Genomic DNA, 23,074 nt, shown 5'->3' on the forward strand with positions numbered 1-23,074 from the left:
TGCTCAGTCCTGTTTTGGGGTGCTGGGTGTCGTCAGGGTCGGTTTGGGGCGGGATGCTTTTTCGGCAATGCCGCTTGTGCCTTCGCGCCGGGCCAGTTCTGCCCAGACTTCATCTGGTGTAACGCCTGCATCAACCCACATGACAATCAGGTGGTAGAGCACGTCGGCACTTTCCCCCACCAGCAGGCTGGTGCGGCCTGCCACGGCCTCGATCAGGCATTCCACGGCTTCTTCGCCAAACTTCTGGGCGATCTTGTATGTCCCGCGGGAGAGCAGGCGTGCTGAATGGCTGACCGATGGGTCAGCGTTCTTGCGGCTTTGCACAACATCATACAGCCGGTTCAGCACGGATGCGTCTGCCTCTTCGGAAAGAGGGGGAAGCTCCAGAGTGTCCGCCGTCTTGGCTTTTTTGGCCTTGATGGTTTTGGTCTCGGCTTTGGTGGTTGCTTTTGATGGGGCTTTTTTAATCATGACGTCTGACTGACCTGAAAAGGAGCGGGGGATGGACGAACTGGCAGCCCGGCAAGTGCCAGTGCCTGTTTAACCTGCGCAACGGTAAACTGCCCAAAATGGAAAACACTGGCGGCCAGCAGCCCGGTTGCTCCGGCGCGGGCTCCTTCCACAAAATGGTCAAGCGTGCCAACACCGCCAGAGGCTACAATAGGCAGGCGCACGGCCTGCGTTGCCGCCCGGAGCAGGTCCAGGTCAAACCCGCTGCCCGTACCATCGCGGTCCATGGAGGTCAGCAGGATTTCTCCCGCGCCGCGTTCGGCAGCCTGTTTGCACCAGTCTATGGCGTTTATTCCTGTAGGCGTGCGCCCGCCATGGGTAAAAATTTCCCACTGGCCGGGGCCGGTCTGCCGGGCATCGGCGGCAACCACAACGCACTGGCTGCCAAATTTACGGGCAGCCTCGTTAATCAGGTCCGGGCGGGCAACTGCGGCGGAGTTCATGGCGCATTTGTCTGCCCCGGCCAGTAGCAGGCGGCGCATGTCGTCCGTTGTCCGCACACCTCCGCCCACTGTGAGGGGCAGAAAGATTTTTTCCGCCGTTTTACTGACGACATCCAAAATGGTGTCCCGGTTTTCGTGGCTGGCGGTAATGTCGAGAAAAGTCAGCTCATCCGCGCCTGCGGCATCATACACCGCGGCCTGTTCAACCGGGTCTCCCGCATCCCGCAGGGAGACAAAGTTGACCCCCTTGACCACACGGCCATTTTTAACGTCCAGACAGGGGATAACGCGTAGTTTTAGCATCCGCTTAGCACTCGCAGGGCTTCCGTGGGGGCTACCCGCCCATCATACAGGGCACGGCCAACAATAACACCTTCTATACCCGGTGTGGTGTTGGCTGCGGTACGCAGGGCAGCAAGATGGTCAATGCTGCCCACGCCACCACTGGCAATAACCGGAATGGAGACCGTGTTGGCCAGAGCAACGGTCTGGTCAATATCCAGTCCTTCCAACATGCCATCGCGGCTGATTTCGGTAAAGATGATTGCGGCCACACCTGCGTCCTGCATCCGCAGGGCAAGGTCGGTTGCCTGCATGTCAGAGACTTCGGCCCATCCCTCGGTCGCAACAAGGCCGGAGCGCGCATCAATCCCTGCCACAATACGACCGGGGAAGGCCTTGCAGGCTTCCCGCACCAGTGCCGGGTTTTTAACTGCGACCGACCCCAGAATAACCCGTGTAATCCCGGCTTCCAGCCATGCGGCAATGGTCTGCATATCGCGCAGACCACCACCAAGCTGCACAGGCACATGGGCTGCATCCAGTATGGAGCGCACGGCATCCGTATTGGCGGAAGCCCCTGCAAAAGCACCGTTCAGGTCCACCACATGCAGCCATTTAAAACCCGCATCCTGCCATGCCGTGGCCTGTGCGCCGGGGTTGTCGGAATAGACGGTTGCATCATCCATTTCCCCGCGGCGCAGGCGAACACACGCCCCGTTTTTCAGGTCAATGGCTGGGTAAAGGGTCAGCGGGCGGGAGGCATTGGGTGTGTTCATGGGGTGTGGCTGGCTTCTTGTTCGTTGCTGGTCTTGGTTGACTGGAAGGGCAGGGTATCGTCCAGACATTTGGTCAGGAACAGCCCCGGTACGAGTTCGTCCCCCACGCGGGCATAAAAGGGATGTTTGCCCCAGATGTGGAACCCGGCCTTGTTAAAAAGCGACATGGCGGCGGTCTGTGTTTGCAGCACATCCACGTTTAAAACCCTGAACCCCATGTTCCGTGCGGCATTTTCCACCTCCTGCAGCAAGGCGGACCCTAAGCCCTGTTCACGCGCATAAGGGGCAACAAACAGGTGCGCCAGTGTAACACACATGGCCTGGAGTTCGTTATTGCGGGGTGCGCGAATAAGCTGGGCCCCGCCCACAATAACGCCATCCAGCCGAATGGCGAACAGCATACGCTCGGGGACCAGAAGCAGACCGCGGAAATAGCGTTCCAGTACCTGCCGCCCCTGTGGCTGCAACCAGCCAAAGCCCCCACCATCCAGAATGGCGGCGTCCACGGACTCGCACAGGGCCTGTAGATCGTCCTCTTCAAGCGAAAGAATACGTTGAACGCGAGCGCTGCGCGACATCAGAGCGTCGCTTCCGGTTGCCATGCAAGAAAGTTTGCAAGGATTTTTAGCCCAACGGTCTGGCTTTTTTCCACATGGAACTGTGTGCCAGCCACATTGCCACGGCATACCATGGCAGGCACCCGGCCCCCGTAGTCCGCACTGGCCAGCAGAGTGTCCTCCGTTGTGTTGCGCAGTGCGTAGGAATGCACAAAATACCCATGCGGTGCAGAGCCAAGCCCCTGTGTGAGCGGGTGTGGCTGAAGGAGCTCAAGCTCGTTCCAGCCCATTTGGGGCAGGCGCAGGCCGGGTGCATCCATGGGAGCAATTTCTCCCGCAATCCAGCCAAACCCTTCTGTTACGCCATGCTCAAGCCCGCGTTCGGCCATAAGCTGCATACCCACGCAAATACCCAAAAAAGGTGTGCCTTTTGCAACGGCCTGCAAAATGGCGTCTTTTAGGCCGGGTATGGCCTCCAGCCCACGTGCGCAGTCTGCAAATGCTCCTTGGCCGGGCAGAATAATACGGTCCGCCTGCCGGACCGCAGCGGGCTCGTTGGTAATGATGACAGAGGCGTTCCGGCCCGAAAGCTCGGCCGCACGCAAGGCGGCGCGGGCGGCAGAAGCCAGATTGCCCCCTTCATAATCAACAACAGCAATGGAAAGAGGCTGGGCCATAAAACCCTCTTGGTTCTGATCCTGCGGAAGACCTTGTTCTCCACCCGTATCGGGGCAGAAAAAAGGCCGGTTATCTATCTGGACTGCCTCCACGCCCGGTTGGGAGCATGGTTGGATCAAGTGCCGCCAGTCGGTTTACAGCACACCCTTGGTGGAAGGGATAGCGCTGAGTGCCCGTGGGTCTGGCTCTACCGCCATGCGCAGGGCACGGGCAAGAGCCTTGAATGCGGCCTCGGCAATATGGTGGCAGTTTTTGCCCGCTCTTTGGTTCAGGTGCAGGGTTATCAGGGCGGACATGGCAAAGGCACGGAAAAATTCTTCCACCAGTTCCGTATCCAGCGCACCAATGCGGTCACGGTCAAAGGTGGCATCAAACGTCAGGAAAGGCCGGCCGGAAAGGTCGACTACCGCCTCGCACAGCGCCTCGTCCAGCGGCACAAGGGCGGAGCCAAACCGGCGTACGCCACGCTTGTCGGCCAGTGCCTGCCGCATGGCCTGCCCCAGTGCAATGCCTGTATCTTCCACCGTGTGGTGGCCATCAATATGCAGGTCGCCCTTGACCGTTATGTCCAGATCGAACAGGCCGTGTTTGGCCAGAGCGGTCAGCATATGGTCAAAAAAGCCGATACCGGTTTCAACCCGGGCATTACCGGTCCCGTCCAGATTCAGGGTAATGGCAATGTCGGTTTCGCTGGTAACGCGGTGAACGGTGGCGTGGCGCGGTGTTGTCATGGTTACAGCTTATAGCCCAAGACCTGGCACAATGCCATTCCGCCAGCGGGGGCCTGTTTCAGGCATTGGGCACATGGTCGTCCAGTTCCTTCAGCCATATGGTTGCGTTGCCATCGGATGGGGCGCGCCAGTCCCCTCTGGGGGAAAGGCTTCCTCCGGCCATCACTTTAGGGCCGTTGGGCATGGCCGAGCGTTTGAACTGGCTGGTGGTAAAAAAGCGGAACAGAAAAACCTTCAGCCACCGGCGAATGACCTCCAGCGAATAGCTCTTCTGGTCCTGTGGCAAAAAGCCCGGTGGCCATGCGCCATGTTGTGCATTGCTCCACGCCTGTTCAGCCATAAAGGCAATACGGGTGGGGCCAAAGCCGTGGCGTAGAATATAATAGAGTGTAAAATCATGCAGGGCATATGGCCCTATTGTCTCTTCCGTACTTTGGCTTGCCCCTTCGGCTGCGGGGATTAACTCGGGGGAAATTTCCGTTTCCAGCACGGTGCGCAGTACGGTGCAGACATCTGCGGGGAAGTGACCAGAGGCAATGCACCAGCGGATTAAATGCTGGATCAGGGTTTTGGGCAGGCCCGCATTCACATTGTAATGGGCCATCTGGTCGCCCACGCCATAAGTGCACCACCCCAGCGCAAGCTCGGACAGGTCCCCCGTGCCAATAACAATGCCGTTGTGCTGGTTGGCCAGACGGAACAGAAAATCTGTGCGTAGCCCGGCCTGCACATTTTCGAACGTAATGTCATGCACGGGTTCCCCTTTGGCAAAAGGGTGGTCAATGGTCTGGAGCATAAGGTGGGCTGCTGGCCGTATATCCAGCGTTTGGTGCTGAATGCCCAGATGTTCCATCAGCGCTTTGGCGCTGGCCTGTGTTTGCTCCGTCGTGCCAAAACCGGGCATGGTATAGCCCCGTATGGCTGTTCTGGGCCAACCCAGCTCATCTGCCGTGCGCACGGCTACCAGCAGGGCGTGCGTGGAGTCCAGCCCGCCCGATACGCCAATAACCATCCCTGCCGCCTTGCAGCTTTTCAGGCGTTGTTTGAGCGCGCTGACCTGAATGGCAAAGGCTTCAAAACAGTCCTGTTCCAGTCTTGCGGCATCTTCTGGCACAAATGGAAAGCGGGAGAGCGGGCGCAGCAACCCAAGGTCCGTTGGGGGTGGGTTAAGGGTCAGGCCTATGGAGCGCCAGAGCTGGTCTGTGGTGCCGTTTACGCTGGCGCAGTTGGCAAAAGTGCCCATTTGCTGGCGTTCATGGCGGATGAGCGTCAAGTCAATATCAGCCACAACAGCCCGCGCGCCGGAAGGGAAGCGATCGCTCTTGGCCAGAAGGGTGCCGTTTTCAAAAATTGCTGTCTGCCCGTCCCATGCCAGATCCGTGGTGGATTCTCCTTCTCCCGCCGCGGCATACAGATAGGCTGCAACACACCGTGCAGACTGGGAGAGGCATAGCAGGTTGCGGGTCTGGGCCTTTCCAACGGTAATGTCACTGGCGGACAGATTGGCCAGAACCGTAGCCCCCGCCATGGCCTGTGCTGTGGAGGGTGGGGAGGGCACCCACAGATCCTCACAGATCTCTATTCCAAGGCAAAAGCCGGGTACATCGTGGGCTGTAAACAGCAGGTCCACACCAAAAGGAACCTCCTGCCCGGCCAACAGCATGGTCTGTTCCCGTACTGTGGCCCCGGCGGCGAAATGCCGTTTTTCGTAAAATTCGCGATAATTTGGAAGGTAGCTTTTGGGAACCACGCCCAGAATGCGTCCCTGATGCAGCACAACAGCACAATTATACAGGCTGGTTCCATGCCGGAGCGGTGCCCCCACCACTACAACAGGGAGCAGCCCGGTTGTGGCCTGTGCGAGTTGTTCCAAAGCCTTTTCGACCGCGTTGAGCAGAGTGCTTTGCTGGAGCAGATCCTCAATGGAATAACCGCTCAGCCCCAGTTCGGGGAAAACGCATAACCCCGCCCCTTGCTCGGCACAGATGCGGGCCGTGGTCAGGATCTGCTCTTTATTGGCATGAGGGTCCGCAAGGGTAACGGGCACCGTACAGGCTGCCACGCGCACAAACCCCTGATGGTACAGAGATCGGAATAGGGACGTGGTCACGGCTTTCCTTCCTTGCTGCCGGGAACGTGGTTCTGTCTAGCAGGTGGGTAAACCGGCCGCCAAGGGCTGGTAAAGCGCAGGATAATGACAGCTGCGTGCAGAGATATGAAAAAAAAAGCAGCTTTTTTGCATTTTCCCTCTTGCGCGATTGTTCAGTCCCCCATAAAAGGAGCCCATCTGATGCGGGCGTAGCTCAGGGGTAGAGCACAACCTTGCCAAGGTTGGGGTCGTGGGTTCGAATCCCATCGCCCGCTCCAGATTTTCTCAAGAAAATTTGGTCCGGTTAATGAATGTATCATACAGTCATTAATCCGCATTGTTTACCAGCTTGGTTGGTAAGCACTTCTCCCATTTCAAAGCAGAACAGGTCTGTTTGCACAGGTCAGATCCTTTGGGGGGGGCATCCATAAAATTTGCCAAAGTACGGCATGAACCATACTGCCCCTTAACCTGTGGGATGTGGGGCCTGAGCCGTGTGACACCTTGATAAGCTGCATCATGAATTCTTTTAAAAACAATCGATCAATAAATATTTTTTTAAAATCTTAACCCATCTTTGCAGGGCTTGGATAGCCGCAGCGGAAGGGAGGATATTTCGATTCTGTATAGAAACGATATGTGGTTGAACTATTTTTTGTAAATTCTCATACGCATTTTCTATACATAATTCTGTAATAACAGTTTGTTCGCCTGTAACACTTCAGGAATAGAGTGGGCTGTGTCTGCCGGTATGCACTGGTATGTTCTGCTGGATGGGCTGGGGAACTTCTGTGTCCGTAAAGTCACAGATTCTGTTTTTGCTGTTCCTATCGGCAGGAATCGAAAAAGATAGATTTTTTATGTTGGTAATTTTTAAAAAATGTGACTACAAGCCGTAAAGCCTTTTAGGCATATCCGTTCAATAATTGTCATGTACAAAATTCTGTCTGAAAGGGAGCCAGTAACTCTATGAGCAAGGCCTTTATTGCAGCAGTGATTCAGGATTCAATCAACTGCACTGGGGTTGCCGCCAATCAGGCAGCGAATGACCTTATTGATGCCATTGTGGTCGAACTTAAGCGTGAAGGTGGGTTTACTCTGCCCTCTTTTGGTACGTTTACGGTCCGTAAAACAAAGGCACGCAAGGCGCTTAACCCCCGCACTGGTGAGCCGGTCAAGGTGAAGGCTGGTAAAACGGTTCGTTTTAAAGCCAGCCCCAATCTGAAAAAAGCTGTCTGAAAATACAATGTTCTCCGCCATTTCTGGCGTGGGGGCAGGTCAAGCCGCACCAGTATTTCTGGTGCGGCTTTTTTATTGTCTATGGTCCTAGATTGTCTCGGTCGTAATATCTTCCAGCCTGTCCAGTTTGCGCAAACCGGGGAACAGGCCCATCCACACACCGGTTACGACCAGTGTGCCAATCCCCCCCAGCACAACGGCTGGCACTGGCCCCATAACGGCAGCCAGCATCCCACTTTCAAACTCTCCAAGCTGGTTGGATGAGCCGATAAACAGCATGTTCACGGCGGATACACGACCGCGCATTTCATCTGGTGTGCCAAGCTGGACCAGCGCGCCACGTACCATAACGCTAATAACATCTGCGCCACCCAGAATAGCCAGCATCAGCACGGATACGGCAATCGAGTGCGAAAAACCGAACAGAATGGTGGCAATGCCAAAAATGGCGACCGAGGCAAACATCCATTGCCCTGCGTGGCGGCCAAGGGGATGGCGGGCCAGCACGGCGGCAACAAGCAGGGCACCAATAGCTGGTGCTGCCCGCAACAGGCCAAGCCCCCAGGGGCCCGCGTGCAGAATGTCGGTGGCAAAAATGGGCAGCATGGCCGTAGCCCCGCCCAGCAGCACGGCAAACAGGTCAAGCGAGATCGCACCCAGCATGGTGGGTTTGCGCCGCAAAAATGCAATACCGCCAAAAACAGCGGCCAGTGTGGCGCGCTGGCGGGGGCGGGTGGGTTTTGTCAGCACCATTGACCCGGTTGCCAATGCAGCGATGGCAAAGCTGAGAGCACATAGGGAATAACAGACCCCAGCGCCTAGACCATACAAAAGGCCACCCAACGATGGCCCGGCAATGCTTGCAACCTGAAAAAGTGAGGAAGAAAGTGCTGTTGCACGCGGGAAAAGTGCTGGAGTGACAAGTGATGGAAGAAAAGTCTGTTGAGCAGGCATTTCAAACGCCTTGCAGGTCCCAAACAGGGCGACCAGCCCATAAATCATGCTTGCCGTCAGTTGGTGGGTAAAGGAAGCATACGCCATAAAGGCCGCAGCCAAGAGCTCTATAGTCTGGCACGCCATAACAATGCGCTGGCGGTTATGCTGGTCTGCAACATGCCCTGCGGGAAAAATAAACGCCACCATGGGCAAAAACTGCGCAAGCCCTACAAAACCCAGTGCTGCTGCACTATGGGTTAGGGCGTAAACCTGCCAGCCAACGGCCACAGCCTGCACCTGCCCCGCAAAAGCGGAAAGGGCCCGCGCTCCAATGGCAGCGACCAGGCCGGGTTGGCGCAGGAGGGAGGAGGAATTGGCTGGGTTATCTGGCATGGCAAAAACTATGTCGTATCCACAAAACGGGTGAGGCAGAAGCGCTGAAAAATAAAACCGTTACAGCAATGAATCGCGCAAGGCCACGCACAGCGCTCATCAAAACACCGTATCAGCAAAAACAGTACCATTATGGTCCTAATTCTATGGACCAGATTATCAGGCTAAAAAGGTATGTTGCCGCAACCACCCTATGGCTGGTGGAAAAATTGCCTGATTATGAAAAAAGGAAAAACAGGTTCTGGCTGGGGCGGGAGGATTCGAACCTCCGCATGGCGGAATCAAAATCCGCTGCCTTACCGCTTGGCTACGCCCCAATGGCCTGAACTGCCTGCGCCCCTTTTAAGCCAAACAGGAGGCAGTCGTAAAGACCAGTTGAGGGAAATTAGTTGCTCTGGCCTGATATTGCCGCACCTGAAAAGCTGGCATCCACATCATCCAGGTCTGCCAGTCCGTCCTGTATGGTATTTTCCTCAGCATTTGAGGGGAACAGGCCAAAGCGTCCGGCCTTGTCCAGAGCCTGATCAAGGGCGGCCATGGTGCTCCCCATGTCCGGGCTTTCGTCTTTTTCCCACACGCGCAGTGTATGTGTCCACACGGCGACAAGCATGTTCACATGCACAAAGCCGCGGATACCGCTGGTATTAACGCCTGCGGCATCGGCCATCCAGCGCATACTTTCTACCGTGGCTCCACCCAGCAGGAGTGTTAAGGCCGGGTCCAGAGGCAGGCTGCGAAACACGGACTGAAGCCCACCCCGGTACTGCTGGAATACGTCCAGCCTGCGCATCAGCAGGTCAAACAGGCGTTCGCGCACAGCACCACTGAGCATATCATCCGCCAGAGCCACATCATCGGCAAGGCGGCCAAGCCGGAGGAGAATGCTGGCTTTGAGTGGAAAACGCCGCCGGGCTTCGGGCAGGGGTAGCCCGGCGTGGCGGGCTGCGGCCAGCACGGTCACGGCAGGCCAGCCCCGCTCTTCCGCCAAGGTCAGGGCAGCCGAGACAAGGGCTGTGTCAAAGTCGTCATTATCCATATCAAAGACCTGTTGCATAAGCAGTAAATGGCAGGGCTGGGATGGTCCCTGTAGAGCAGAAAAAATTTAGCTGGCCAGTTCTTTGGCGCGGCGCACAGCCGCCGCAATGGCGGCGGAGGTTGTGGCGGGCCAGGCCTGCGGTGCCATCATGATTTTAAGGGCTTCTGCCGTGGTGCCGCCGGGACTGGTCACATTGCGGCGGAGTTCATCCGCATCCGTGGGGAGCGTATGCAACATGCAGCCTGCTCCATACAGGGTGCCGCGGGCCAGTTTGCGGGCAATATCTGTCGGTAAGCCCTGTTCTGCTCCGGCTTTTTCCAGCAGTTCGGCCAGCAGAAAAACATAAGCCGGACCACTGCCGGAAATAGCCGCCACGGAGTCGATCAGCCCTTCCTCATCAACCCATACGGTCTCTCCAACGGCTTTGAGCAGCGCATCACAGTGGGCTTTTTGCTGGTCTGTGGCGTTGGGGGGGGCGTACAGGCCGCTCATGCCTGCCCCAAGCGCGCTGGGTGTATTGGGCATGGAGCGGATAATAACAGGGTTGGCCTGTGCATTGGCCTGCACATAGGTTGCGTGCAGGCTGGCAATGGTGCGCCCTGCCATGACGGAGAGCAACGTGGCCTGCCCAAAACGCTGGGCCAGTTCTGCCAGAACCGGGTCAGCTTTTTGGGGTTTGACCGCAACAATAACAATGTCTGGCGTAAAGTCGGCCGGAATATCCTGTATGGAGCGGACAATCTGGTGGGGGGCAGGCAGGTCCGCCATATGGCGGTCAATAATGACGGAGGGTGCCAGACCAGCCTTGAGCCAGCCTTCCAGCATGGCGCCACCCATTTTGCCACAGCCGACAAGCAGAATGGAGGGAAGGGGGTAGAGGTCAGTCATGTTCATGCTTCTCCATGACAATCCAGCATGGCCGAAGCCAGTGCATCCGCTGCACTCAGCCCGCCAGTCAGGAAAAAGCGCAGGGCCGGGTAAAAACGTTCACACTCGGTCAGGGCAATGTCGATCATGTCTTCAAAAATGTCGGTTGCGTTTTCTGTACCACGCAGGAGCAGGGCATGGCGGAACAGCAGCACGCCATCCTCGGTGTCCACGCTAAAGTGGCCAACCCATACCTGCTCGTTGGCCAGTCCGATCAGCTCGTACAGGGCTACGCGCATGTCCGGGCTTACGCGCAGGTCAAAGGCGCAGGTGAACAGGATGGTCCCCAACTCCGCGGACCATGAAAAAAACAGACCGTAATCGCACCATCTGGCTGGGGCTTCTGCCGCCATTTCTGTTGGGGTGCAGCGGTCAAAGGTCCACCCATGCCCGGCAATGACCTGTTCCATCAGGTCAAGCGGGTTTGTGGGGGCGGCGGTAGAGCCGGTTGTCAGGGCTGGCATGGCATGACTCCCGTGCCTGCGGTCAAAAACAAAAACGGGACGGTAGGTGTGCGTCCGGGTCTTAGTGTGTGCTGGCTTGGTGGCTGCCGGTTACGTGCTGTTCCAGGGCTTCCACGCGGGCTTCCAGTGCGGCCAGGCGGCGTTCGGCCTCTTCTTGGCCAATGCGGGCCTGTGCGGCCAGTTCGCGCATGACTTCAAATTCCTCGCGGCGGACAACCTGCAGGCTTGTCAGCACTTCATCCACACGGCTGCGGACAATGGCGTTCATTTCCTCGCGCACACCGGTCAGGGCGGATACGGCACCCCCGGCAACACCTGCAAGATCATCAAAAAAGCGCGGTTTGTCAGCCATGTGGTGGTCTCCAATCAATCCGTTACGAGCCGCCACCAGTCTGTTGCTGTCTGGCGTAGCGCTCTTATGCTTCCGACTTTATAAAGAATAAAGCCTTTGCCGGACAGAGGCCATGCCTCTGCTTTGCGTTTTTGCAACCCTGTTGGTCTTTGTAGCGCACAGGTGGCTTTTGTTTGCGCTCCATTGACCGCATAGGGTCGCATTCCCATTATTAAAGGTAATCTGTTGAAAAAACGGTCCACGGTGCCAATACACATTGCGCAGGCGTGCGCCGTGCTATGGAGAACGGAATTTAATGACTACAGTCTTGGCGGAGGATTTTTACAAACCCCGCCTGAACGCCCATGTCGGGGTTATGGCTGGGTGCGGGGGGCGTGTGGCGCTACCCTGTGTTGGTAACACGATGGGGGAAGGGGCGGCTGCATGAGTGATCGCGATCCGTATTCAGTATTAGGCATTGCCAAAACAGCCAGTCAGGATGACATCCGCAAGGCCTATCGCAAGCTGGCAAAAAAATATCATCCGGACCTTAATCCGGGGGATAAAAAAGCCGAGGAAGAATTCAAGGCCCTCAATCAGGCCAACGATCTTCTGTCCGATGCAGACAAGCGCGCCCGTTTTGACCGGGGCGAAATTGACGCCTCCGGGCAGGAACGCCACCCCGGCTTTGGTGCTGGTGGTTTTGGTGGAGGGGGCTTTGGCGGCGGCTTTGGTGGTGCTGGTGGGTTCCGCCCCGGTGGGCCGGGCATGGGCGGTTTTCAGGAAGAAGATCTGAGCGATCTGTTTGGTGGTATGTTCGGGGGTGGTGCACGTGCACGCCGTGCGGGACCACGCAAGGGGGCGGACCGCTCCTTCTCGCTCAATGTCAGCTTTCTGGATGCCGTCAATGGTGCCACATCGCGCGTTAACCTGCCCGATGGTGCAACGCTGGATGTGCGTATTCCACCCGGTATGGAAGATGGCAAAGTCCTGCGCCTGCGTGGCAAGGGAATGCCCGGTGTGCAGGGCGGCCCGCCGGGTGATGCGCTGATTACCGTAACCGTGCTGCCAGATGCGACCTTTACGCGGGAAGGGGTGGACCTGCGCGAGACACTGGCAGTGGACCTGAAAACCGTGGTGCTGGGTGGCCCCATTATGGTGCCGACTCCTACCGGTACGGTTAAAATGAATGTACCTGCCGGGTCCGATACAGGTACAGTGCTGCGCCTGCGCGGCAAAGGTGTGCCTGCACATGGCGGTAAAGAAGCGGGGAATCTTTACGTTCGGCTTGAAGTCAGGGTTGGCAAGGCCGACCCGGCGCTTGAAGCGTTCCTGAAGGACTGGACGCCCGAAACCGTGGTCGGGTAAGGGGCTGCCCCTCCCCATGCGTCTGGCGCTGGGGAGGGAGCTTTGGTGTGCTTAGGGGTCGTTGCGGTACAGGGGCACATCTACTCTGTGCCCGTTGGTGTTGGTAATCACGATCTGCCCTGCATTTTGGGAGACCAGAGTAAAGGTCAGGGTTGTGTTGTTCTGGGTGCCCGACCAGACGGAGCCACTTTTTCTGGCAAGGCTAAAGCGGCTCTCTCCAATGGTCGCGGAATAAATTTCCGGCACCGAGACCAAAAGCCTTGCGGCTGGCCCCATGGCTTTGTTGCCAGCCACAATAAAGGGCGGCACCTCGGCCCGGACGGTCCATGTGCCCATAAAGGTGGCCGTAGGATAATTGGTCTGCGCCTGTGTTGCAGGCTGGGTTGGGGCAGATGCAGCGGGTGCAGCCATGGCCGGTGCTGCGGCTAACCCAAGCAGGGCGGAAAAAAGCATGACGTGTTTCATGTTGGTATCCGTAGTAAAAAACTGATCTGGTCTATGTGGCGTGTTTGCGCAGCAGTCGTCCAGTGCGGGCAATGAGGGGCTGATACCTGAACTGCTTGACGAACAACTGGGACAGGACCAAAAAACAGTACCTTAATCAGGTCTGCATGATAACCACGTGGAGAACAGCATCATGAGCGAGCAGGAAACACAAGGCCGTGTTGACGGAGCCGCTCCTCCACACGAGGAACAGGTGCCGCAGGCTGTGACCACCCCGGCAGAAGGGGACACGCCTCTCTCCGCCACGGTTCAGACCCAGACGCATGAGGCTTTGTCCGAGCCAGTGCATGTATTGCCCGCAACCAAACCCGATGCGCCCGCGCCGGTGCAGCATCCGGTTGCTCCCCCTGCCCGGGATGATGGCATGTCTTTTAAGGAATTTTCCCAGATGGCGGGGGCGCTGGCTTTTGTGCTCTGCTTTGTCGCTCTTGGTCTACATGCCATTTACTACGCAGGGTATTAGGCATTTTGCTGGCTGTGGTAGCCTCTGGCCCTATTCGTGGCGGAGGGTTACCACCAGCACATCCCGGTAGGCAGGTTTGTTCGGGTCCACGGGGTGTACGGGCGTAACGCCGTGGTAAACCCGGTTGTCGTTTACAACAGCCGTATCCATCGGGTTGGTCAGGGTAAAGCTCCCGACCTGTGTGTGGCCGAGATCGTGGATGGAGGTTTCCCCCCGCGCCACGTTTTCCCGCCGGATCATCACAACAAAAACCCAATCCACGCCGTCTCGGTGTAGCCCCTCTGGTGTGGGGCACCCTTCGGTGTCTGGTCGTGCTTCAATGCGGAACTGGTGTATTTCGGTATGCCACGCATTGGGCCTGCGCTCTGGTGGGGTCATGTCCGTTGCAACCCGGTAGGCCAGACGCAGAATGGCCATAAGGGCAGGGTGCTCCCCAATGGTGGGGAGAACGGGTTTAAACCACCGCTCTATCCCGCCATTAAGGGTGTTGTAATCCCGGCTCTGGTAGTGGGGCTGGTGTGGTTTGCGCGTGCTCTCCCCTTCTGTCAGGGAGAATGTGGCATAGCGTCTGCGTCGGTAACGCCCGCCATCGGCCATGTAGCGGTCCACGCCCAGTTCGTTCCAGCTTGCAGCAAACGTATCCCATCCTAGCAGACCATAGGATTCCAGTACGCTTTGCATGGCCTCCGCTTGCAAAAAGGCAAAGCCATTCTGCAAAAGAGGCACTTCCATGGACTGGATGATATGACCCGCAAGGGTAGCCGAAAAAGTCTGCTCGGACATGGGGTGGTTCTCTTATTCGTGTGCTGCGGGGCGGGGAGCCTGTGGCTGGGGCGCTGCGGGTTGTTCCACGGCTGGGGTGGGTGCAGCGGGGGGCGGAGTATCATCCTGTGGGCCGGTGGGCATGGCATCAAGCGCCATGTGCATGGGCACATTGGGCGGTGTGGTGGAGTAGCTGGTGGGGGTGAAGAACTTAATCCCGGCAGCGGCCATGCGCAGGGCAATGCGGCGGTAGAATTCGCGCTGGACTTTCCACTTCATCATCGGTGCAGTTTTAATAATGCCCACCAGTACCGCGCCATTGCCATCGGAATTATCTACACCCAGATCCGTGTAGTCCGAGAAGATCATGGAGCGGAAACCATCTTCCTTGCGCATCTGGGCAATGGTTTCCTGCATGATCTTGACCACTTTGCCCGTGTCTTCGCTCAGGTCCAGCGTCTGGCGTACAATAATCTGGTTAAAGCCGCGGGCTGTGTTGGCAATGGAGGTCACGGAGGAGAACGGGATAATGTGCAAATCGCCATCAAACGACCGGACACGGAGGGTACGGATGGAAAGATGCTCAACCGTACCGGCAATGCCCCCTGTTGTGACCCAGTCCCCGACCTGAATGGCATCCTCCGCCAGCATGAAAAAGCCGGTGATCACGTCTTTAACAAGGCTTTGCGAACCAAAGGACAGGCCAACACCCAGAATACCAGCACCCGTAAGCAGTGGCGTAACATTAATCCCGATCTGTGAAAGAGTGGTCACAGCCACAAAAATAATGATGACCGTCAGCAGTACCGTGCGGATGATGGGCAGCACCGTGCGCAGGCGGGCGGCGCGTGCTTCCTGCGCGGAGGCGGAATAACGGGAGATCTGCTTGTTCAGAATACTGTTGACCGTCTCCCACGCCAGAGCGGCAATGGTCATGCCAATCAGCAGGCAGACCACCGCACCAACAAGCCGCAGACCAAGGGCTGAATGGAGGAAGAAGTCAAAGGTGGGAATGCTCCAGCTTTGTGCAATGCAGACTGCCGTGGTCAGAATAATGGCGATTGTCATGATCTTGCGCACATACGGGTAGTAAAAATCAGCCCGTTTCTGCAGGTCTGGGTACTGGGCCTGCAATTCCGGCCCAACGCGGAACAGACGGTCCTGAAGGCCATAGACCAGCAGCGCCAGCACGCGTGAGACAATCAGGCACAGGAAGGTCAGCAATGTGCCATGCAAGATCCACTGGTATCCCCCCTTCAGGTGGGCTGCCCAGACAAACCACAACGCCATGTCCAAAAAGATGATCGGCACCCACCATAATTTGGCCAGCGTGCCTGCAAACGCCCATAGAGCATTTTTACGCAACCCCGGTGATGGCTGGAGTGCCCGTGCCACAATATGGCGGATACGCCAGATAAAGGCGGCAATAATCAGGTGTTCGATCAACACCACGCCGCGCATCATGGCTTCTACCCCCTGAGTATCCAAATCAAATTCCCGCCCAAGGATGGACAGGCAAATGACAATGGAAGGGGCCGCAACCAGCACGTTCCACCACCGGGTCAGCAGGCGTGCCGTATCATCGGGCATGGGCACAAGGCGGATTGCGGGGGAGCGTGGGACCAGAATGGTCTCGATAATCAGGTACAGGCCGCGGGCAATGGCATAGGCATTGACCAGTGTGAGCGCCACGGTACGGGCCTGATCAGTCGAGGTCAGGAATTCCGCACCAAGGTAGCCAAGCAGGAGGCATACGCCCACGGGCAGCAGTTTAAGCAGGAAGTGCAGCGCATTATACGGAACCCGCACAAGGTAGCGGAGCACCTCGTTGCCACGGCGCTGGTCTTTTTCGCGCGTCTGGCTGGTATCGGCTTCCGTGTCGGTGCTGGTATCTGCATCAGCATCTGTTGGAAGGGGTGCGGTCTGATCCTGCGCCGCTGTCTGGCGTGCCTCACGCGCTTCGGCCAGCTTTTTAACGCTGGTCAGGGGCTTGCGCAGGCCAATGCTGGCGGCCCGTTCTGCCGCAAGTGCCAGCACCATAATCAGCAGGGCACGGCCAAAAGAATCCAGCAGAGACTGGCGGGACTGGGGGTTCTGCACTTCGTGGCGGAACCATGTGCCAACTTTGCCCAGATCGGTAAACAGGCTGGTAAAGTTGTTCACATATTCCGTGGCCGTGTTCCCCAGATCATCCAGTTCCGAATGTACGGAATTGTCGATCACAGCGGCGGAATCGGTGCTGGTTGCCGCAGTCTTGGCCTGTGTTTTGGGGGCTGCGGGCAGCCCCTTGGCCATAAGAGAAAGCGTTTTTGTAAATTCGTCGCGTTTTTGCGGGTCGTTCAGCACGTTCAGGAGCTGCTGGGCATCCTGCTGGCTCAGGCCAGTGGTCGGGGTATCCGCACGGGCAGGCGCGTAGGAGAGCAGGCCACAGCCGAGCAAAAGCACAAGGCAGCTTCTGAAAAGCCATGAAAAAAAGAAATACCGGTCCCGTTTATGTACGGTCATTACCTGCCCTGTCCTTTGCTGAACGCTCTAAGGTCTGTTGCGCTACGCGCCTGATGTTGCCAGCAGGGTAGGAGGCAAATCTGGCTGTATCAAGACCAGCAACCGGTTCAACTGTTATTCGGGCAGGGATATGCGCTCAGTCGTGGGGGGGGAACGGTATAATCTGCGATGGTTTTGTGTGCCGCAGGACCAGAGTGCCTGCAATCATGTCATGCAGTGCCTGTTTGCGGCGCGTAAAGGCAACGATCAGCAGAAGCGGCGGAAAGAACAGCAGAGCCTTTGCAACAAACCGGATCAGAGCGCGCAGGTGGGATATCTGCCCCCCTGTAAGGGTCACAACCTCCAGCCTGCACAGGCGCTTGCCCGGCGTTGCCCGGAACGAGGATGCCTCGAACAGAACAAAATACAGCATGGGCAGCAGGCTCAGAAGAACACCAAACGTATGCCAGTCCGAGCCGGAGTGCAGATGCGGAATAAGGATGGAAACAGGGTGCGCATGGGGGAGCGGGGTCGTGGCAATATTGACCACATCCACCGTTTGGCCAGACCCATCGGGAATGGGCAGTTCTTCCCATTCCACATTAATTTTAGGGCCGAAGAACAGGCTTAAAATGCCTTCGACCATGCTGAGGATGACCCCATCAAGCAAAAATGCCCAGACGCGCCACCAAAAGCCCGCGTAAACCCATACGTCCGATTGGGACGCATTCCATGCGGCTGCACCTTCGGGCGTTGGCTGTGGTGCCGCACCCCAACCGGGCGGAGGCGTAATGGTGGACATGCTCATGGCTCCAATGGTGTGCCGCGGGTAGGCAGAGGGTCAGTAAAAACGGAACAACATTTAGCTGCGGTACGAGCCGTTAATATCGATATAGCCGTGTGTCAGGTCGCAGCTCCATGCGCGGGCCGTACCGTTGCCCAGACCCAGATCAACCGCAATATCAATTTCCTGCCCCTTCATATGGGCAACGACCGGGGTTTCATCATACCCATCGGTTACGGTTCCATTGCGGGCAATGCAAACACCCCCAATGGATACGCTCAGCGTATCGCGGTCTGCGGGTTCACCACATTTGCCAACGGCCATAACCACGCGGCCCCAGTTGGCGTCTTCTCCCGCAATAGCGGTTTTGACCAAGGGAGAATTGCCAATAGCCATGGCCACACGCCATGCGGACTCGTCGGAAACAGCACCGCTGACGGTAATGCTCATCAGCTTGGTTGCGCCCTCCCCATCACGAATGACCAGCAGGGCCAGTTCGCGCAGCAGGTCGTTCAGTGCAGCCCGGAAATCGGCCAGAGCCGGGTCCACCAGTGCGTCCACCGTATCGGCCACGGGGGCGTTGCCTGCTGCGCCGGTAGCAAACAGCAGAACCATGTCCGATGTGGAGGTATCGGAATCAACGGTAATGCAGTTGAAGGTCTTTTTGACCCCGGTACCAAGGAGCGTTTGCAAAATGGCAGGGGGCAGAGCCGCATCCGTTGCAACAAAGGACAGCATGGTGGCCATGTCCGGCGCAATCATGCCGCTGCCTTTGGCAATGCCCTGAATAACCACATCCGTGCCATTGATCCGGGTTTTGCGGATGGCAGCCTTGGGGAAGGTGTCTGTGGTCATAATCCCGCGTGCGGCAGCGTCCCACCCGGTTTCGGACAAGGTGGTGTGCAATGCGGGGAGGGCAGATGTAATGCGCTCGGGAGGCAGAATTTCGCCAATAACCCCGGTGGAGGCCAGATACACGCCATCAGGCGTGCAACCGGTAATCCGGGCCGTGGCCTGTGCCGTGGCCTCGCAGGTTTCTCGCCCTGCACGGCCAGTGAACACATTTGCGTTACCGGCATTCACAACCAGCGCACGGGCCTGCCCGTTGGGCAGAATGGCACGGCACCAGTCTACCGGCGCACCGGGGCATTTGGATTTGGTAAAAACACCGGCCACCGTGGTGCCGGGTGCAAATTCGGCAAGAACCAGATCGGTCCGGCCCTTGTAGCGGATACCCGCTGCAATGGCACCAAGCCTTACCCCACGAACAATGCCAAGCTCAGGCATTGGCTGGGCAAGGGGAGAAATGGGGAGAGCCTGCGCCATTTGGCGGTATCCTTGGCAGATGTCAGGCCAGATTCCCCAGGCGTGGCCTGGGTGGTCTGGCCTGTTGTCGGTTGGAGTGTTTTATTTTTTGGGTGCGGCAGCGCTTGCACCTGCGCCTGCGGGCGCATCTGGCAGGGGCTTGCCTGTGGTCGGGTCAAAGCGGACGATTTTTACGCCTGCTGCGGCTTTTTCCACGGCTTCACGCACGTATTTCTGGATCAGGGCCTGACGGATCTTGTCATGCACTGCGTCCAGCGTGGGGGTTGGGTCGGTGCGGGTGTCCAGCACCTGAATAACGTGGAAGCCATACTGGCTCTGCACCGGCTTGGAGCTGACTTCACCCTTCTTCATGGCAAAGGCGGCGTTGGAGAACGCGGGGATCATGTCGCCTTTTTTGAACCAGCCAAGATCACCACCGTTCTGCGCGGCGCTGCCCTTGTCGGTCGAAACTTCGGCAGCCAGCTTGCCAAAGTCCGCGCCAGCCTTGAGCTTTTTAATAACGTCGTTGGCTTCGGCTTCGGTCTTGACCAGAATGTGGCGTGCGTGAACTTCCTGCTCGGCAGGTTTGCCCACGTAGTTCTCATTGTAATACTGCTTGATGGAATCATCAGACAGGTGGGGCATAACCTGCTGGGACAGCCATGCGTTCTGCAGGGCATTGTCGGCTGCGGTCTGCATCAGCTTCTGCGTGTCGGGTTTTTTGTCCAGCCCTTCCTTTTTTGCAGAGATCAGAATGGCTTTCTGGTCTGCAAGCTGGTTGACCATCATCGGGTAGATCAGGGTCGGGGGGAGCTGGCGCATCTGTGGCGGCATGGTGCCCATGGCGTTCTGCACATCGGCTACGGTGATTTTTTCACCATTAACGGTCGCCACAACCGTGTTCGGGTCAGTGGGCTGTGCAGGCGCTGTGGAGGCCGCCGGTGCCGGAGCCGCCGCAAAAGAGGGAGCACACAGCATGGAGGAACCGAGCAGGGCAGTTGCTGCCAACCCGAACGCGTAGGGAATAAACCGCATAGGACAAAACCTTAAAGTCGGTAAAAAACAGTCCGATATGTATGGCGGAGGCTACCCGCCCCGGCAACCCCTGTTTCGTCCGTATGGGGTGCCTGAACGGTAAGCTTGGTTGACCGAACCCCTGCCCGGTCCTATTTTGCAGGGCAAGCCACGCAAAATGCCTGTGTCTTCCATCCTGTCCTGCAGCGTTTTGCGGGATGACAGGGGGTGGAGGGCAAGGCTGCACTGTTCTGGAAAGGTGTTCATGCTTTCACGCTTCGTCCGCGCCCTGTTCGGCACAGCCAATGACCGGACGCTCAAGGCATTCCAGCGCCGTGTGTCGGAAATTAACGCCCTGGAGCCCCAGATACAGGCTCTGGATGATGCTGCCTTGGCAGCCAAAACCCTAGAGTTCAGGGACCGGTTGGCCAAAGGTGCCACACTGGATGACCTGCTACCCGAGGCATTTGCCGTCACGCGGGAGGCATCGCGCCGTGTGCTGGGTATGCGCCATTTTGATGTGCAGCTGATTGGTGGCATGGTCCTGCACTCTGGCCGCATTGCGGAAATGCGGACGGGGGAAGGCAAAACGCTGGTGGCAACACTGGCGGTGTACCTGAGCGCGCTGGCGGGCAAAGGTGTGCATGTGGTCACGGTTAATGACTATCTTGCCTCCCGCGATGCGGCAGAAATGGGGCAGCTGTACACTTTTCTGGGCCTGACCACGGGCGTGATTGTGCCCAACATGCCAGATGAGCACCGGCGGCAGGCGTATGCTGCGGATATTACCTACGGCACGAACAATGAGTTCGGGTTCGATTATCTGCGCGACAACATGAAGTACCAGCTGAGCGAAATGGTTCAGCGCCCCTTCCACCACGCCATTGTGGACGAGGTGGACTCGATCCTGATTGATGAGGCACGGACACCGCTCATTATTTCCGGTCCGGCGGAAGATAGTTCCGACCTGTACCGCGCGGTGGACACCGTGGTGGCCCAGCTTGTGCAGGACCCCGCCACTTTTGAAAAAGATGAAAAATTCCGCACCGTCATTCTGACCGATGCTGGTTCCGATGCCGTGGAACAGCTCCTGCGTGATCAGGGTGTGCTTGATGAGGGCGGGCTGTACGACCTGCACCATGTTGCCGTGGTGCACCACGTACAGCAGTCCCTGCGGGCACACACCCTGTTTGCGCGCGATGTGGATTACATCGTGCGGGACGGCAAGGTGGTGATTATTGACGAGTTTACGGGCCGTATGATGGAAGGCCGCCGGTATTCGGACGGACTGCATCAGGCCCTTGAGGCCAAGGAAGACGTGGAAGTCCAGCAGGAAAACCAGACGCTGGCATCCATTACCTTCCAGAATTTTTTCCGTCTCTACCCGCGTCTTTCCGGCATGACCGGCACCGCCATGACGGAAGCCGATGAATTTGCCGAAATCTATAATCTGGACGTGGTGGCCATTCCCACCAATCGCCCGGTGGCCCGTAAGGATGAAGACGACGAAATTTATCTGACCGAGGCCGAAAAATTTGCGGCTGTTGTCAAGCTCATTCGTGAGGTGCACCAGCGCCAGCAGCCCATTCTGGTTGGCACCACATCGATTGAGAAAAGCGAGGCCCTGTCCGCCCTGCTCAAGAACGAGGGCATTCCCCACCATGTGCTGAACGCCCGCTTCCACGAGATGGAAGCCAAGATTGTGGCGCAAGCCGGGGCTCCGGGGGCCATTACCATTGCCACCAACATGGCAGGCCGCGGGACGGATATTAAGCTCGGCGGGAATGTGGAGATGCTGATTGGCCAGCAACTCGGACATATGGACGACACCCCCGAGCGCGCTGCAGCTGAGCAGGAAATTCGCGATCAGGTAGCCAAAGACCACGCCATTGTGCGCCAGGCCGGTGGCCTGTACGTTATTGGCACTGAACGGCATGAAAGCCGACGGATTGATAACCAGCTCCGTGGGCGTGCTGGCCGTCAGGGTGATCCGGGGAATTCCAAGTTCTTCATCTCGCTGCAAGATGACCTGATGCGTATTTTCGGGTCGGACCGCATGAGCGGCATGTTCCAGAAAATGGGGATGCAGGAAGGCGAGGCCATTGTGCATCCATGGCTGAGCAAGGCACTGGAACGGGCGCAGAAAAAGGTCGAAGCCCGCAACTTCGACATGCGCAAGAACACGCTCAAATATGATGACGTGATGAACGACCAGCGTAAGGAAGTGTACGCCCAGCGGCGTGAGTTCATGGCGCAGGATGACGTGTCCAGCATTGTGGCCGATGCGCAGGAGGATGTGACCGATGCGCTGGTTGCCCGCCACATTCCAGAAAAATCCTTTGCGGAACAATGGGATGTAGAGGGTCTGACCCAGCAGGTCCATAAGGTGTTTGGCCTTGATCTGCCCATTGCTGATTGGGCGCGTGAAGACGGTATGGATGCCGAAGGCGTTGCCGAGCGGATCAGTCAGGCTGTTACGCAGTCTCAGGCCGCACGGGCTGCCAATATTGGCCCCGATCTGATGCGCTTTATTGAGAAGCAGATCCTGCTGACAACGTATGATGCGGTGTGGAAGGAGCACCTTCATGCGCTGGACCAGCTCCGTCAGGGCATTGGCCTGCGGGCTTATGGGCAGAAAGATCCGCTGAATGAATACAAGCATGAAGCCTTCCAGCTTTTTACCTTCATGCTTGAGGAAATGCGTCAGCGCGTTGTGTCGCTGATGGCGCATGTGGAGGTTTCGCCTCCACCTATGGAAGACCCTTTTGCAGACACGGCGGCCATTCATGCCGATCCGGAGGTTGCGGGGTATGCCTCAGAACCTGGCATCGGGCTTACGCCGGGGGCCGCACCGGCAATGGCTGTGCCCATCGGGGGCAGCGCCATTATGCCGGATGATCCGTCAAGCTGGGGAGAAACCCCCCGCAACGCACCCTGCCCATGCGGATCGGGTAAAAAATATAAGCATTGTCACGGGCAGCTAGGCTGAATACGGCCC

At 57.6% G+C, this 23,074-nt stretch carries 21 protein-coding genes, 2 tRNA genes and 1 pseudogene; 6 read left to right on the forward strand and 18 right to left on the reverse strand.

Going from position 1 to position 23,074, the window contains the following annotated elements; translation table 11 throughout:
• Nucleotides 1-3 precede the first annotated feature (3 nt).
• From Absy_RS12145 to Absy_RS12170, 6 genes and pseudogenes are all read right to left on the reverse strand, one after another.
• On the reverse strand, nucleotides 4-471 hold the full coding sequence (locus Absy_RS12145; RefSeq protein WP_048855013.1) for a phosphoribosyl-ATP diphosphatase: 468 nt from the start codon (nucleotides 469-471) through the stop codon (nucleotides 4-6).
• A complete protein-coding gene (hisF, locus tag Absy_RS12150) occupies nucleotides 468-1,256 on the reverse strand; it encodes an imidazole glycerol phosphate synthase subunit HisF (RefSeq protein WP_048855014.1) in 789 nt (262 codons plus the stop codon). Before hisF ends, Absy_RS12145 begins: the two co-directional genes overlap by 4 nt.
• A pseudogene (gene hisA / locus Absy_RS13100) lies at nucleotides 1,250-2,589 on the reverse strand (1-(5-phosphoribosyl)-5-[(5-phosphoribosylamino)methylideneamino]imidazole-4-carboxamide isomerase). Before hisA ends, hisF begins: the two are co-directional and overlap by 7 nt.
• Nucleotides 2,589-3,245: an imidazole glycerol phosphate synthase subunit HisH gene (hisH, locus tag Absy_RS12160; RefSeq protein WP_048855086.1), complete on the reverse strand. Its 657-nt coding sequence runs from the start codon at nucleotides 3,243-3,245 to the stop codon at nucleotides 2,589-2,591. Before hisH ends, hisA begins: the two are co-directional and overlap by 1 nt.
• A gap of 135 nt (nucleotides 3,246-3,380) precedes the next feature.
• Entirely contained in the window at nucleotides 3,381-3,977 is a 597-nt protein-coding gene (gene hisB, locus Absy_RS12165) for an imidazoleglycerol-phosphate dehydratase HisB (protein WP_048855015.1), read from the reverse strand.
• 58 nt (nucleotides 3,978-4,035) lie between these two features.
• Nucleotides 4,036-6,087 carry an NAD(+) synthase gene (locus tag Absy_RS12170; RefSeq protein WP_048855016.1) on the reverse strand — a complete coding sequence of 684 codons (2,052 nt, stop codon included), beginning with the start codon at nucleotides 6,085-6,087 and terminating at the stop codon, nucleotides 4,036-4,038.
• A gap of 182 nt (nucleotides 6,088-6,269) precedes the next feature.
• Here Absy_RS12170 and Absy_RS12175 point away from each other — a divergent pair.
• Nucleotides 6,270-6,344 (forward strand) — tRNA-Gly (locus Absy_RS12175).
• Between the two features lie 691 nt (nucleotides 6,345-7,035).
• Nucleotides 7,036-7,305 carry an HU family DNA-binding protein gene (locus Absy_RS12180; protein WP_025826862.1) on the forward strand — a complete coding sequence of 90 codons (270 nt, stop codon included), beginning with the start codon at nucleotides 7,036-7,038 and terminating at the stop codon, nucleotides 7,303-7,305.
• 87 nt (nucleotides 7,306-7,392) lie between these two features.
• On the opposite strand, the gene Absy_RS12185 is transcribed toward Absy_RS12180, so the two are convergent.
• The 6 genes from Absy_RS12185 to Absy_RS12210 all read right to left on the reverse strand — a co-directional run bounded on the left by Absy_RS12185 (nucleotide 7,393) and on the right by Absy_RS12210 (nucleotide 11,413).
• Nucleotides 7,393-8,634 (reverse strand): MFS transporter, encoded by a 1,242-nt coding sequence (locus Absy_RS12185; protein WP_048855017.1) that lies wholly within the window; start codon nucleotides 8,632-8,634, stop codon nucleotides 7,393-7,395.
• A gap of 242 nt (nucleotides 8,635-8,876) precedes the next feature.
• Nucleotides 8,877-8,951, reverse strand: a tRNA-Gln gene (locus tag Absy_RS12190).
• 68 nt (nucleotides 8,952-9,019) lie between these two features.
• The gene (locus Absy_RS12195) at nucleotides 9,020-9,670 is read right to left on the reverse strand and encodes a TetR family transcriptional regulator (RefSeq protein ID WP_048855087.1); all 651 of its coding nucleotides are present in this window, start codon (nucleotides 9,668-9,670) and stop codon (nucleotides 9,020-9,022) included.
• Between the two features lie 66 nt (nucleotides 9,671-9,736).
• Nucleotides 9,737-10,558, reverse strand: a complete 822-nt coding sequence (gene proC, locus Absy_RS12200; protein ID WP_048855018.1) for a pyrroline-5-carboxylate reductase — start codon at nucleotides 10,556-10,558, stop codon at nucleotides 9,737-9,739.
• A gap of 2 nt (nucleotides 10,559-10,560) precedes the next feature.
• Nucleotides 10,561-11,061: a type III secretion system chaperone family protein gene (locus tag Absy_RS12205; RefSeq protein ID WP_048855019.1), complete on the reverse strand. Its 501-nt coding sequence runs from the start codon at nucleotides 11,059-11,061 to the stop codon at nucleotides 10,561-10,563.
• Between the two features lie 61 nt (nucleotides 11,062-11,122).
• Complete coding sequence (locus Absy_RS12210) at nucleotides 11,123-11,413, reverse strand: accessory factor UbiK family protein (protein WP_048855020.1); 291 nt, start codon at nucleotides 11,411-11,413, stop codon at nucleotides 11,123-11,125.
• Between the two features lie 295 nt (nucleotides 11,414-11,708).
• On the opposite strand from Absy_RS12210, the gene Absy_RS12955 reads away from it, so the two are divergent.
• The gene (locus tag Absy_RS12955) at nucleotides 11,709-11,840 is read left to right on the forward strand and encodes a hypothetical protein (RefSeq protein WP_257006382.1); all 132 of its coding nucleotides are present in this window, start codon (nucleotides 11,709-11,711) and stop codon (nucleotides 11,838-11,840) included.
• On the forward strand, nucleotides 11,837-12,760 hold the full coding sequence (locus Absy_RS12215; protein WP_048855021.1) for a DnaJ C-terminal domain-containing protein: 924 nt from the start codon (nucleotides 11,837-11,839) through the stop codon (nucleotides 12,758-12,760). Before Absy_RS12955 ends, Absy_RS12215 begins: the two co-directional genes overlap by 4 nt.
• A 51-nt stretch (nucleotides 12,761-12,811) precedes the next feature.
• Here Absy_RS12215 and Absy_RS12220 read toward each other — a convergent pair whose 3' ends face one another.
• Nucleotides 12,812-13,225, reverse strand: coding sequence for a hypothetical protein (locus Absy_RS12220; RefSeq protein WP_048855022.1), 414 nt, complete (start codon nucleotides 13,223-13,225; stop codon nucleotides 12,812-12,814).
• Between the two features lie 172 nt (nucleotides 13,226-13,397).
• On the opposite strand from Absy_RS12220, the gene Absy_RS12225 reads away from it, so the two are divergent.
• The gene (locus Absy_RS12225) at nucleotides 13,398-13,727 is read left to right on the forward strand and encodes a hypothetical protein (protein WP_048855023.1); all 330 of its coding nucleotides are present in this window, start codon (nucleotides 13,398-13,400) and stop codon (nucleotides 13,725-13,727) included.
• 30 nt (nucleotides 13,728-13,757) lie between these two features.
• Here the strand turns inward: Absy_RS12225 and Absy_RS12230 are convergent, their stop codons facing one another.
• The 5 genes from Absy_RS12230 to Absy_RS12250 form a co-directional block, all read right to left on the reverse strand.
• Complete coding sequence (locus tag Absy_RS12230) at nucleotides 13,758-14,510, reverse strand: 2OG-Fe dioxygenase family protein (RefSeq protein ID WP_048855024.1); 753 nt, start codon at nucleotides 14,508-14,510, stop codon at nucleotides 13,758-13,760.
• Between the two features lie 12 nt (nucleotides 14,511-14,522).
• A complete protein-coding gene (locus Absy_RS12235) occupies nucleotides 14,523-16,994 on the reverse strand; it encodes a mechanosensitive ion channel domain-containing protein (protein WP_048855025.1) in 2,472 nt (823 codons plus the stop codon).
• 136 nt (nucleotides 16,995-17,130) lie between these two features.
• Nucleotides 17,131-17,781: an RDD family protein gene (locus Absy_RS12240; protein WP_245614840.1), complete on the reverse strand. Its 651-nt coding sequence runs from the start codon at nucleotides 17,779-17,781 to the stop codon at nucleotides 17,131-17,133.
• Between the two features lie 54 nt (nucleotides 17,782-17,835).
• On the reverse strand, nucleotides 17,836-19,083 hold the full coding sequence (argJ, locus tag Absy_RS12245; RefSeq protein WP_048855026.1) for a bifunctional glutamate N-acetyltransferase/amino-acid acetyltransferase ArgJ: 1,248 nt from the start codon (nucleotides 19,081-19,083) through the stop codon (nucleotides 17,836-17,838).
• A gap of 81 nt (nucleotides 19,084-19,164) precedes the next feature.
• On the reverse strand, nucleotides 19,165-20,097 hold the full coding sequence (locus Absy_RS12250) for a peptidylprolyl isomerase (protein ID WP_048855027.1): 933 nt from the start codon (nucleotides 20,095-20,097) through the stop codon (nucleotides 19,165-19,167).
• Between the two features lie 244 nt (nucleotides 20,098-20,341).
• On the opposite strand from Absy_RS12250, the gene secA reads away from it, so the two are divergent.
• Nucleotides 20,342-23,065, forward strand: a complete 2,724-nt coding sequence (secA, locus tag Absy_RS12255) for a preprotein translocase subunit SecA (RefSeq protein WP_048855028.1) — start codon at nucleotides 20,342-20,344, stop codon at nucleotides 23,063-23,065.
• The last annotated feature ends 9 nt before the right edge of the window (nucleotides 23,066-23,074 follow it).

The organism is Acetobacter syzygii (assembly GCF_000964225.1).
Classification (GTDB): domain Bacteria; phylum Pseudomonadota; class Alphaproteobacteria; order Acetobacterales; family Acetobacteraceae; genus Acetobacter; species Acetobacter syzygii.